The sequence below is a fragment of the Kitasatospora purpeofusca genome (genome assembly GCF_000718025.1).
Classification (GTDB): domain Bacteria; phylum Actinomycetota; class Actinomycetes; order Streptomycetales; family Streptomycetaceae; genus Kitasatospora; species Kitasatospora purpeofusca.
In genome coordinates, this window is sequence record NZ_JODS01000002.1 from 504,311 (window position 1) to 516,552 (window position 12,242).

The following is a 12,242-nucleotide window of genomic DNA, read 5'->3' on the forward strand; positions in this document are numbered from 1 at the left end:
CTGGGAGCAGTTCATGAAGGACCGACTCAAGCCGCTGGTCTTCCTATTGGTCGGCGTGGCCCTGGTGCCGCTGCAGTTCGCCACCACGCTCTTCCACTTCCGGATGGGCCGCGCCAAGGCCGCCCGGGCACGCGGCGACAAGGGTGCCATCAGCATCGAACTCGCCCTCGCCGTCATCGCGCTGGTGTTCATCGCGGGCCTGGTCGTGGTCGCCCTGGTCAACCTCAAGGACAAGGTCGTCAAGAAGGTGGAGCAGGATCCGCAGTACACCGGCGGTCCGGCCGCGCCGTGATCCCTCGTCGTCGACTCCGCCGTTCCGACCGGGGCGCGATGAGCCTGAGCCTGGCCATCGTCTTCCCGATCGTCCTGCTCCTGATCATCACCGTCGCCCAGACCGGGATGTGGTGGTACCACCGCCAACTCGCGCTCAGTGCTGCCCGCGAGGGCGTCGACGCGGGCCGGGGTCAGGGGAGTCGGACCGACGACGAGAAGAACGCCGCCGCGCGGCGGCAGGCCGAGGACTTCCTGAACCGTCAGGGCGACACGGACCACCAGGTCGTCACCGACGGCAGCTCGCCGGTGCTGATCAGGGTCACCGTCCGGGTGACGCCCCCGGTGATCATCCCGTTCATCACTCCGCCGACCGTCACCCAGTTCGCCGAGGCCCCGCGCGAGCGGTTCGTGCCCCCGGCGGTGCGGTCGTGAGTCGGTCGGTGCGGTGGGAACGGTGGTCGGCAGGCCCGGCCCGGTCCGCGGAGGACGCGGACCGGGCCGGGCTCCTCGGGCCCGGGGAGCCGTCGGAGCGTCGGTACCGGCGGCCGGGAGGCTTGCTGCGGGACTCGCTGCGGGACTCGCTGCGGGGGCTCGCCGCCCGCCGCGCCGCCCGGTCGGGGCGGCGGCGGGACGGCGGCAGCGTGGCGATCGAGGCGGCGATCGTCGCACCCGCCGTGGTCGCGCTGATCCTGGTCGCGGTCGCGGCGGGCCGGGTGCAGACCGCCGGCGGCACCGTCGAGGCGGCGGCCCGCTCGGCGGCCCGCTCGGCGTCGCTGGCCCGCGGACAGGCCGCCATGGACGCGGCGGCGAAGACCGCCGCCGCGGACTCGATGCGGCAGCAGGGCGTGAACTGCCGGAAGAGCAAGGTCACCGTCGAGCACAAGAAGCGGACGAACCAGGGCGTCGACTGGGAGACGGTCGAGGTGACGGTGACCTGCGAGGTCTACCTCGGGGACCTGCTCGGCGGGCCGAACGTCGTCCCGAAGACGTTGACCGGCTGGTTCGCCTCGGTGGTCGACCGGTACCGGGGCCCGTGAGGCCGGGGTGCCGTCCGGTGGGGCAGGGGGCCCGAGTGCCGCGAGCGGCCCGTGGGGGTCGGGCGCGGCAAGCGGGTCGAGTGGGTGGAGCGGTTCGAGCGCGGCAAGTGGGTGGAGATTGTGTCGGGTCGTGGGGCGGGGGGTGACAGGGCTGTGAGGACGAGGCGGCCGGACGGGGATTGGGGAGCCGTCGGGCGGGGGAGACGCAAGCGGAGGACGCCCTGGGGAGGGCGGCTGAGCCGGTGGGGAGGGAACGCCATGGCACGCGTACGTACGCGCGCGGTGCGGCCGCCCCGTGCCCGGCCGCTCGCTGCAAGGCCGTTGCGGGCCCGGCAGTTCCGGGCCGGGCAGTTCCGGGCCGGGCAGTTCAGGGCCGGGCTGGGCGGCCCGCTCGGCGGCCGTTCGGACCGGGGCGCACTGTCGATCTTCGTCGCCATCTGCGCGGCCTACGTGGTGCTGGTCATCGCGCTGGTCATCGACGCCGGCGGCAAGCTGCGGCTCGCCGAGCGGGTCGACGCCTACGCCCAGGAGGCCGCCCGGATGGCCGGCCAACAGCTGGACGAGGCAGCCCTGTTGAGGGGTGAAGGGTACAAACTCAGGGCACGGACCTACGTCGAGGCCGCGGCTGACAGCTACCTCGCGCTGTACGGGCTGTCGGCGGCCGACGTGGAGTTCTCACCGGACGGCGCCACCGTCACGATCACGGTGCGGGCCGAGTTCCGCCCCGTTCTGCTGGGCGAACTCGGCAAACGGAAGGTCACGGGCAAGGGGAGCGCCACCCTCGTCCACGGAGTCAAGGAAGCGGAGACCGCCTGATGGCCGCGCCACGCGCCAAGGACCAGACCCGTGCCGGGCGTCCGGCCCGGGGAGCGAACGCCACCCCCGCGTCCGGCCGGCTGCCGGCGCCGCTGCCGTCCCATCGGGCCGGCGGCGGCCGTCGGCGCGGCCGGGGCGGCGCCGTACTCGCCGCGCTCGCGGCCCTGATCACCCTGCTCGTCCTGATGGTCGGCGTGCCCGCCCTGCTGCTGTACGGCACCCGGTCGGTGGCCGACATGGGCGAACTCGCGCCCGACGGCATCGGCGCGCTGCTGACCAGCCCCGACGACGGGCGGCTGTTCCTCTGGCTGCTGGTGGTGGTCGGCTGGGTCGGCTGGGCGTGCTTCGCGCTCTCCGTCCTGGTGGAGGTCCCGGCCCAGTTGCGCGGCCGGGTGGCCCGGCGGATCCCGGCCTTCGGCTGGAGCCAGCGGGCCGCGGCCGGACTGGTCGGCGCGGTCATCGCCCTGGTGCCGGTGGCCGGTTCGGCCTTCGCCGCCACCGCGGAGCACGCGCCGGTCGTCGCCGCCGCGCAGGCGGCCCCCGGCGTGCAGCTCGCCGCCGCGCAGGACGCGCCGGCCGTCGCCCCCGCCGCCGACCAGCAGGCCGGCTACACCGTGCGGGACAGCCGGCCGGCCGACAGCCTGTGGTCCATCGCCGAGCGCCAACTGGGCTCCGGGGAACGCTGGACGGAGATCGCCAAGCTCAACGACGGCCGGGTGATGGACGATTCGGGGGTCCGCTTCGACGCGGACCGGCCGATCCAGCCCGGTTGGAAGCTCGCCATGCCGGCCGACGCCAAGCCCGACCAGGCGACCCCCGGGCCCGCAGCCCCCGCACCCGCTCCGGCCGGCACGCCGCAGACCGGCCCGGCGGGCGGCGCGGCCCAGGGCGGCACCGTCACCGTGAAGGCCGGCGAGAGCCTGTCGGCGATCGCCCAAAGGGAGTTGGGCGACGCGGAGGCCTGGCCGAAGCTGTTCGAGGCGAACCAGGGCGTCCAGGCGCCCGACGGCGAGCGGCTCACCGACCCGGACGTGGTGGTGCCGGGCATGGTGCTCAGCCTGCCCGGTGCCCCGGCCCCGGCCCCGGCTCCCGCTCCTGCCCCCGCTCCGGCGCCCGAGCAGGCGCCCGCCCCCGCGCCCACCCCGCCGCCGCCCGCGCCGAACACCCAGGCGCCCTCGGCGCCCGCCGCGCAGACGCCCGCCCCGGCGCAGCCCTCCGCCCAGGCCCCGGCGCCCGCACAGCCCTCCGCCCAGGCCCCGGCCCCGGCCGGGACGCCCGCTCCGAAGGTCGAGGCCCAGGCCCCGGCCGCCCACACCGAGAAGGCGAACGACGACTACGGCGTCGCCCTCGCCGCCTCCACCATCGGCGTGCTGCTCGCCGCGATCATGGTCGGGGCCGTCGCCCGCAAGCGCGGCGGCCAGTTGCGCGCCCGCCGCCCCCGGCACCGCATCGCCATGCCCAGCGCCCCGGCCGCCGCCTTCGAGGCCGAACTGAAGGCCCGCCAGGACGACGCCGGCCTCCACCTGCTCGACCGCGCCCTGCGCAGCATGGCCCGCAACACCGTCCGCGGCGGCAAGCGGCTGCCCGCGATCGTCGCCGCCCGGATCACCCCCGGCCGCACGATCGAACTCCACCTCTCCGGCCCGGCCGCGCCCATCGCGCCGTTCCGCGCCGCCCACACCCCCGACATCTGGTGGTGCGCCGCCGACTCCGAGGGCCTGCTCTCGCCGGCCCAGGCCCGCAAGACCGCCGCCCCCTACCCGGCCCTGGTCACCCTGGGCTCGGCCGCGGACGGCTCGATCGTCCTCGCCGACCTGGAGACGGTCCGGCTGCTCCACCTCTCCGGGCACCCGGACGACGCCCGCGACGTCCTGCGCACCCTGGCCCTCGAACTCGCCCACAGCCCGCTCGCGGACCGGCTCCACCTCCACCTGGTGGACCTCGCCGAGGAAATGCCGATCAGCGGACCGGCAGCCGAGCGGATCCACCGCCACACCACCCTGGACGCCGCGCTCGCCGCCCTCGGCCCGCGCACCGCCAAGGCCCGGGCCACCCTGGTCTCGGCCGAGGCCGCCAGCCCCCGGGACGCCCGCAGCCGGGGCCTGGCCGACGAGTCCTGGGTCCCCGAGATCGTGCTCTGCGGCCACCAGCCCGGCGGCGGCATCCCGGCCGAACTCGGCCGGCTGCTCGACGCCCGGCCGCGCACCTGCGTCGCCGTGGTCACCCGCGCCCCCGAGCGCGGTACCGGCCCGGTCGCCCGCTGGACCCTCCCGGCCACCGGCCAGGCCACCATTCCGGGCCTGCACGTCACGCTGGAGCTGCAGCGCCTGACCACCGGCCAGTACGAGCAGGTCACCGAGCTGCTCCGGGCCGCCGACGACAGCACCCAGCACCCCGCCCCCGCGTGGACCCTGGACGGCGACGAGCTGGAGCCCGCCGACCTCCCGGCCGCCGTCCCGGTGCTCGCGGGCGTCGGCGCGGCGTCGGGCCCCGGGTCGGACGGCCCGGCGGGCGGCTTCTCGCTCGCCGCGCTGGACGCCGCCCTGGGCGGCCCGGACTCCGGGGACGACGCGGACGACGACACCGGCGGCGGCCCGGCCGCGGCCGGACCTCGGCTGCTGGCACGGGTGATCGGCACCGGGGCCAGCCCGTTCGCGGGCACCGACCCGGCGGCGCCGGTGCCGGGTCCGGTCGGACCGGCCGCACTGCCGGCCCCGCTGTCGGCCCCGCGACACCTCGTCAACGGGCTCGGCCGGCAGGCCGGCGCCGCCACCGGGCCGGTCCCCGTGGCACCGGCGGTCGCCGTGGTTCCCGCGGTGCTCCCCGCCGTTCCCACCGGACCGGCCGCCGCCTTCCCGGTCGCGCCGCCCGCCGGGCCCGCGACGGACGGCGGCGGCGACGGGTCCGGCGGCACCGAGGGGGCCGACGGCTCTGACGGGTCGGACGGCTTCCAGGGCGACGAGACCACCCAGAACCTCGGACTGCCGACCGCTGTCGTGCCCGTCCAGCCGGTGGCCCCGGTGGCCCCGGTGCCGCCGATGGGTCCGGTCGCTCCGGTGGTCGAGGGCCCCTCCTCGGTGCCCGCCGTCCCCGTCCCCGCACCCACCACCCCCGCGCCCGCCGTCCCCGAGCCCGTACCGACGCACGACCCGGCCCCCGCACCCACCGGCGCCGACCCGCGCGTCCCCACCAGGCCCGAGCCCGGCCCGGCCGCCACCGCGCTCGTCCCGACCACCTCCGGGCGCAGCGACAGCGACGACCTGCTCGCCATCCTCCGCTCGCCGGAGGCGCACGCCGTCCGCAACGCCCCCCGGATCCGCCTGCTCGGACCGGTCGACGTCGCGGGCACCGGCGGCACCGCCGAACCCGGCGCGATCGCCCGGCTCACCGAGCTCGCCGCCTACCTGGCCCTGCGCCCCGGCGCCGACCGCGCCGCCCTCGACCACGACCTGCACCCCGGCGCGGCCCACCTCGACCCGCACCCCACCGCCGCCGACGCCCGCAACCCGCTGGCCGACAAGCTCACCGACCTGGCGGCCTGGCTGGGCACCGCCTCGGACGGCCGCCCCCTGCTGGTCACCGGCCAGGCCGAGGGCTGCACCTTCGCCCCGGCCGTCACCTGCGACTGGGACGAGTTCCGCAGCCTCTACCGGCGCGGCATGCGCAGCACCAGCGCCACCGCCGACGCGGCCCTCGCCCACGCCCTCGCCCTGGTCCGCGGCGCCCCGTTCGCGGAGGCCCCGCCCGCCTCGTACGGCTGGGCCGAGGCCGAACGGCAGGACATGATCGCCGCGATCGTCGACACCGCCCACGAACTCGCCGCCCGCCGCCTCCAGTACGGCGACCACCGCAGCGCCGAGGCCGCCGTCTTCCGCGGCCTCGCCGTCGCCCCGGACGTCGAACTCCTCCACCGCGACCTGTTCTACGCCTACGCCTCCGCCGGCGCCCGCGACCAACTCCTGCGCGCCGTCAACCGCCTCGACGCCCTCAGCCGCCGAACCGGCCGCGAACTCGACGCCGACACCATCGCCCTCCTCCGCGACCTCCTCGCCGGCTCCTGACCCACCGACCCACCGACCCACCAGCACCCCCGCCCCGCCCGGCCCACCCGCCGACCGGGGCGCGGCGCGTCCTGCCCCGTTCCGGTTGCCTCATGGGGCAGGGAACGGCCGGCTGTCACAGCGGTCTGATGGGATCTCCGTATGACGGATTGGTCGCAACTCAGCCACGCCTACGGCTCCGCGGAAGACATACCCGCCCTGCTCGACCGGATCGAGGCGGATCCGAGTGACGGGCACTGGAGTGCGCTCTGGTCGGCCCTCTGCCATCAGGGCAGTGTCTACTCGGCCAGCTTCGCGGCGCTTCCCCGGCTGACGGCGATCGCCGCGACCGCCGCCGACCCGAAGGAGCAGGTGAACGCCGTGCACCTGGCGGCCGCGATCGTGGCGGGGGCGGACCAGCTGAACGAGCTCGGCGATCTCCGTGCGCAGAACGCCCAGGACATCGCCGTCCTGCTGCGCAGGGCGAACGAACACCTGCGGACGGTTCCCGACCGCACCGACTACGTCTACCTGCTCGAAGCCGTCCTGGCCTTCGAGGGTGTACCGGTCTGGGGCGAGGAGCTGGCCTGCGGACTCGTGAACGAGGAGTACCAGACCTCCTGTCCGCGGTGCGAGACCGACCTGTTCATCGCGATCGGTGAATACGGCTACTTCTCCACGAGCGGCGACTACGCCCTGCACGACGACGTCGAGAAGGCGTCCCTGCGACCGGCGGACCCCGGAGACCTGCACGGCATCGGCCTGCGCCTCCACAGGCTCGCCCTCGGCGACGGTCGGCATGACGTCGCCACCGCGTTGACCTACCTCTTCGGGGGCGCGCGCTGCACGGACTGCGGGGCGGACTTCGTGGTGGCCGACCGGATGGGCGAGTTCTGCTGACGGTCGCTGCTGACGTTGCCGCAGCAGGGACCGGGCGCGAAGCAGGAAGTCGGCCCGGTCGACTTCCTGCTCCGCGCCCGGCTCCAGGCCCTGTCCCGGCCTGCGGTGTCCCGGTGCGGGTCACCGTTCACCCACCCGGCCTGGCTCCGGTGTCACCCGATCTCGTAGGGTGGCGCCCATGGTGTGGTGACAGGCGCCACAGCGGGGTACGAGGCAGCAGAACGCCGCTCAGCGGCGGGGCGGGGCGGTGACCTGGAAATGGCGGAGACTACGGCGGTCCCCGGAGGTTCCGACCCCGTGACGGACGCCGGACCCGGCCCCCAGGACGCCGTACCGCCGAGGTCCGCGCGCAACGCCTACGAGGAGCACCCGCCCGGCCCGGCCGCGCTCTACGAGCCACCGGTGCCGCCGCCCGCCCCCGCGCCGCCCGCCCCAGCCCCGCAGCCCGCCCCGGGCCCGGTGGCCGGACCGCCCGCGCCGTCCACCGGATGGACCGTCACCGGCATGCCCGCCATGGGCAGCGCGCCCGTCGTCCCGGCCCCGGCCGGCGCCACGCCGCTGCCGTTCACCCTCCCCGGCGCCACCCCCGCGCACGGCCTGCCCGGCATCGGTGGCGCCCTGGGCAGCGGCCCGCGCGGTCGGATCCTGGTCGTCGAGGGCGGCTACGGCACCTCCGGCCGCCGCACCTGGGGCCGCGGCGGCCCCGCCCAGGCCCCGGTGCTGTCCGCGATGCTCGCCGCCGTCTCCCCGCAGGTGCTGCTGGCCGCCGACACCGTCGACGCCGTGCACCTGCCCGGCGCCAGCGACCCGCACACCGTGCTCGCCCACCTGCGCGCGGCCGCCCGCCACCCCGGACCGCTGCTCGTCCACCTCGGCGGGCACCTGCTCGCCGACAAGCGCGGCGGCCAGCTCCACCTCACCCTGCGCGACTCCAAGCCCGGCAGCATCCGTCAGGACGGCCTCGCCTGGCAGTCGATCGCCGGCGAGCTGCGGCACCGTCCGGCCGAGTGGCAGACCCTCGTCGTCGCCGACCTGAGCGCCGACCAGAACGCCTGGTCGTTGCTCCAGGGCGACCTCGCGTCCCTCAGCGAGGGCCTGCCGCTGTGGGCGGTGGTCAGCCCCGACCCCGACCAGATCGGCACCTTCACCCGCGCCCTGATCGAGGCCCTGCACGGCGGCCGCCCGGGCGGCGAGGCCGTCCTCGCGCCGGAACAACTGCGCCACCAGGTCTACTCGGTGCTCCGCCCGGACGTGATCGTGGTCAGCACGCACGCCCCGGACCGCCCGTTCTTCCGCAACACGGCGCGGCGCGGCGAGGGGGCGCCGACCGAGTTCGCCCCGTACGAGGCCCCGAGCCCGGCAGCCGTGCTGCCCCGCCCGGCCGCGCCGGACGAGGTCACCTGGGACGACCGGCCGTGGGGCGAGTCGCCCCGGGAGGCCGCCGTCGCGCAGGACGCGGTGCCGGGGCCCCGTCCGGCCGTCACCCTGGACAAGCCGTCCGTCGCTGCCGCTGCCCCGGCCGCTGCCGCACCCGTGCGGCCGTCCGACGGGCGCGTGAACCTGCTCAAGCCCGGCGTACCGCCCACCCCGCCGCTCCCGCCGCACCCGGTCGACCTGCGGAAGGCCGGCGCCTGGCAGTCGGCGGCGGAGCCCGAGCCCGAGATCGTGCCCGTGCCCGTGCCTGAGGTCGTGCCCGTCGCCGAGGTGGTGCCCGTGCCCGTGCCCGAGGCCGAGGTCGCGTCCGAGCCCGTCGCCGAGGTCGTGCCCGATCCCGAGCCCGTCGAGGAATCGGAACCGACCGACGCCGCCCCGGCGGACGCGCCGCCCAGCGACGCCGAGCCCGAGGACGCCCCCGCGGCCTCCCCCGAGGAGCCTGCGTCCGAGGCCGAGGCCGAGCCCGAAGCTGTCGAGCCCGAAGCTGTCGAGCCCGCCCCGTCGGACGCCACCCCCTCCCCGGACCACACTCAGCCCCGCGCCGACTACCGCGAGGTCATCGGCCGGATCGTCCGCAGCGCCGACGCCGGCGACCACGCGGCCGCCACCGACCTGGCCTTCGCCCTGGAACTGGAGGCGATCGCCGAGCACGGCCCGGTGTCCGCAACCGTCCTGCAGGTCCGTCAGGTCCGCGCCCACGTGTCCCGGCTCGCCGGCCGGACGGCCGAGGCCGCCGGGATCTACCGCGAGGTCGCCCTGACCCTGCTGCGCAGCGAGGGCCCCGAGCACCCGGAGACCCAGCACGCGGCGACCAACGCGGAGGCCTGCTGGCGGGCGATCCCGGACCGCGAGGAGGCCCTGCGGATCGCCCCGGAGATCATCGAACTGCGCGCCTACCTCCCGGGCCCCGACGGCCGCAAGCTCCGCGCCGCCGAACGCCACCTCGCCGCCCTCGCCGCCACCGCCACCGGCGCCGACCCCGCCTGACCGGCGATGGGCTTCTGGTCGACGTGGCGGGAGAACCGCCGCTCCCTCAAGGGTTCGCTGCGGACGGGTGAGCCCTGGCCGGAGGCGGACCTGTCGGAGTTCGTCGCGGCGATCGAGGCGTCGGGCCTCTTCGAGTCGGTGGAGGTGGCGCCGGTCGACCCGCCGCGACTCGTCGACCTCTACTTGGAGGCACCCACCGGCCACTCCTTCGTCGTCATGGTCGCGGACGGCTCCGACTCCTGCCGGATCATCTGCGACGCCTACGTCTTCGACTGGGTTCCGACGTGCCTGGCGCTGGAGTTCCTCCGGACCGTCATGGCCGGCGAGATCGAAATGGACTTCTCGACCTCGCGCCGCTGGGTGCTGCTGGGCGTCCCACTGACCGGCGAGGGCACCTGGCGGGAGTCCCGCCGGTTCCACGACGACCTCGCCCCGTGGGAGACCCGGGCGATGGCGCGCGACCGCACACCCACGCCCTGACGGACACCGGCGGCGTCGTATGCTCGTCCGCCGTGGACGACGACGAGCTGACGAAGTTCATGACGACGCCGATGACCGACCGCAACGCCCGGACGCTGGAGCGGCTGGCCCGCCGTCGCCTCAAGCGCGACGGGGCGGCCTTCGTGGCGGACCTCGGCATCGGGCTGGCACCGCGGCACCGCTCGATGCCGGCCGGCTCCGACGCATCGGCGGCGTTCGACGAGCTCTTCGACCACCTGGTGCGCCTGCTGGCGGTGACCCGGGGGCCCGGGCACGTCGGCGAGCTGCTGCGGCTGCTGGCCGCGGGCAGGCCGGACGATCCGGAGCACGACCGCTACGTGGCCTCGCTGCTGGCGTCCTGCCAACGGCCCGCCGACCTCGCCCCGGTGTACGAGGAGGGGGGCGCCGCCTCCGAGGAGCTGCGGGCCTGCCTGCTGCACGAACTGGTGCTCCGGGGAGTCCCGGTGGCGGAGACCCCGGGCATCGCCTCGTGGGCGACCTCCCCGCACTGGCGCGACCATCCGTTGGCCGCGCTGCCGCTGGTGCCGGCGGAGCCGGAACGGGACCCGGACCTGCCGGCCTACTCGGTCGACGGCAGCAGCTGCGGGTTCCCCTACCCGGACCCGGAGGATCGCTACCCGGCACCCCGGCTCGATGCCGCTCCGGCGGCGGTGGAGACGACGACCGCCGCCACCGTTCGGGCCGTGGCGGCGGCGGTGGCGAACTGGGCCGAGCACCCGGAGGAGCCGGAGGGCCGCGTCGAGGCGCGGACCTTCGCGTACCCGGAGCCCCTGGAACCCGGCGCCCTGCCCGGCGCACTCGTCGCGCTGGGCCTGGACTGCCTGACCGACCTGGGCGAGCTGCCGGAGCCCGGGCGGAAGACCGCGTTCGGGGTGGTCCCCGTCGAAGCGGCCGAGGTCTGGCGGTTCCTGTTCGCCGCCTCCTCCACCGGCGGCGCGTACGACTCGGCCTGCTACGGCGCCTACGGACGGCTCCACGCCTGGCGCTCCTTGGCCGCCCTCGCCGGGGCGCCGCCGGACGCCCCGGCGAGCGAGGTGGAGGCCAACGTCCGGGCCTGCGCGTGGTACCGCTTCAGCGCGGACACCCCGTGGTTCCACCGGGTGGTCTGGGACCTGGGCGTACTGGCCGTCTCCCCGGACGGCCGCCGCCTGGCCGTCCTGGCAGCGACGACGACCGACTGACGGCGTGCCGGAGTGGGAAGTCGGGCGTTCCGACTTCCCACTCCGGCAGCATCCCCGAGGGACCGGCCCGTGCCCCTTCGGCTCACGCTCCACGAGGGTGCGGTACGAACCTGCTCAGCCGAAGCCGACCTCGGTGAAGCAGCAACCGCCGCGCTCGGCGGCGGGCAGGACCTGGCCCGGCGTGAGCCGCGGGGTCTGCCGGATGTACTGGCGGAAGCCCGACGCACGGAACTTCAGGTCGAAGGCGTGGCCTTCGATGTGCCATTGCGCCCAGTCCTGCTTGCCGTCGTCCGGCACCAGCCGGTGAATGTCGGCGATCTCCAGCTCCGGGTGCATGCCCTTGAACCCGAGGTCGCCCTCGAGGTCCCAGACCTCCTCGAAGACGAGCGTCGCAGGGGCGATCCAGAAGGAGAAGTTCTTCGCCGGCTTCACCGGGTGGACCCAGCGCACGATGTAGTCGAGGTCGAGCAGCAGCCTCGGCAGGATGTCGTCCGTCTGCTGCACGTACAGACCGTGAATGGTGGCGTCGTGCCAGCCCATGTCCTCGAAGTCGGCATCGCTCCAGACGCTCTTCGAGAGACCTGATTCCTGGTGGCTGTTAATAGCTTTATCCAACCAGGGCGGTTTGTCCCCAGCTCGCAAGGGGTGGGCGGTGCACGTTCTCGTCAAGTGCGTGCCGGCGTGCCGGCCGTCGCCCCGGACCGCCGCCGCCCGGCGGGCCCTCGGAGTGGGAAGTCGGACCGGCCGACTTCCCAATGAGGTGTCGGACGCCCCGCCGGTCAGTCGGTGCCTTCGACGATGCGGAAGTCACGCTCGTAGCCGTCGGGGAGGGCCGCCAGTGCCTTCCGGTATTCCTCGCTCTCGTAAGCCGCGACGGCCTGGTCGAAGCTGTCGAACTCGACCAGAACGGCACGCTGCGTGATTCCGGCCTCGTGGGCGAGGACCCGACTGCCGCGGGACAGGACGCGCCCGCCGGCGGCCAGGACGGCCGGGCGGGCCAGTTTGTCGTAGGCGGTCAGCCCCTCCGGGTCGGAGATGGCGGGGTAGACACTGACCCAGTAGCCCTTGGCCAC

General features: G+C 75.7%; 11 protein-coding genes. 9 read left to right on the top strand and 2 right to left on the bottom strand.

The features are described from left to right. Nucleotides 1-13 precede the first annotated feature (13 nt). From IF01_RS0105310 to IF01_RS0105350, 9 genes are all read left to right on the top strand, one after another. Entirely contained in the window at nucleotides 14-292 is a 279-nt protein-coding gene (locus tag IF01_RS0105310) for a hypothetical protein (protein WP_030392089.1), read from the top strand. Nucleotides 293-330: 38 nt separating this feature from the next. Further along, nucleotides 331-705 carry a TadE family protein gene (locus IF01_RS0105315; protein ID WP_051754930.1) on the top strand — a complete coding sequence of 125 codons (375 nt, stop codon included), beginning with the start codon at nucleotides 331-333 and terminating at the stop codon, nucleotides 703-705. A gap of 122 nt (nucleotides 706-827) precedes the next feature. After that, on the top strand, nucleotides 828-1,310 hold the full coding sequence (locus tag IF01_RS0105320) for a TadE/TadG family type IV pilus assembly protein (RefSeq protein WP_157855165.1): 483 nt from the start codon (nucleotides 828-830) through the stop codon (nucleotides 1,308-1,310). A gap of 258 nt (nucleotides 1,311-1,568) precedes the next feature. Next, nucleotides 1,569-2,126, top strand: a complete 558-nt coding sequence (locus IF01_RS41330) for a hypothetical protein (protein ID WP_157855166.1) — start codon at nucleotides 1,569-1,571, stop codon at nucleotides 2,124-2,126. Beyond that, entirely contained in the window at nucleotides 2,126-6,187 is a 4,062-nt protein-coding gene (locus IF01_RS50875; protein WP_051754932.1) for a LysM peptidoglycan-binding domain-containing protein, read from the top strand. Before IF01_RS41330 ends, IF01_RS50875 begins: the two co-directional genes overlap by 1 nt. A 141-nt stretch (nucleotides 6,188-6,328) precedes the next feature. Beyond that, nucleotides 6,329-7,066 (top strand): hypothetical protein, encoded by a 738-nt coding sequence (locus IF01_RS0105335; protein ID WP_030392093.1) that lies wholly within the window; start codon nucleotides 6,329-6,331, stop codon nucleotides 7,064-7,066. A gap of 297 nt (nucleotides 7,067-7,363) precedes the next feature. After that, complete coding sequence (locus IF01_RS48085; RefSeq protein ID WP_030392094.1) at nucleotides 7,364-9,487, top strand: hypothetical protein; 2,124 nt, start codon at nucleotides 7,364-7,366, stop codon at nucleotides 9,485-9,487. A 6-nt stretch (nucleotides 9,488-9,493) separates the two neighbouring features. Then, the gene (locus IF01_RS0105345) at nucleotides 9,494-9,967 is read left to right on the top strand and encodes a hypothetical protein (protein ID WP_030392095.1); all 474 of its coding nucleotides are present in this window, start codon (nucleotides 9,494-9,496) and stop codon (nucleotides 9,965-9,967) included. A gap of 32 nt (nucleotides 9,968-9,999) precedes the next feature. Continuing rightward, the gene (locus IF01_RS0105350; RefSeq protein WP_244215425.1) at nucleotides 10,000-11,169 is read left to right on the top strand and encodes a DUF6183 family protein; all 1,170 of its coding nucleotides are present in this window, start codon (nucleotides 10,000-10,002) and stop codon (nucleotides 11,167-11,169) included. A gap of 114 nt (nucleotides 11,170-11,283) precedes the next feature. On the opposite strand, the gene IF01_RS0105355 is transcribed toward IF01_RS0105350, so the two are convergent. Together IF01_RS0105355 and IF01_RS0105360 are read right to left on the bottom strand one after the other, a co-directional pair. Next, the gene (locus IF01_RS0105355) at nucleotides 11,284-11,784 is read right to left on the bottom strand and encodes a hypothetical protein (protein ID WP_244215426.1); all 501 of its coding nucleotides are present in this window, start codon (nucleotides 11,782-11,784) and stop codon (nucleotides 11,284-11,286) included. A 164-nt stretch (nucleotides 11,785-11,948) separates the two neighbouring features. Continuing rightward, a complete protein-coding gene (locus IF01_RS0105360) occupies nucleotides 11,949-12,242 on the bottom strand; it encodes a DUF1330 domain-containing protein (protein ID WP_030392098.1) in 294 nt (97 codons plus the stop codon).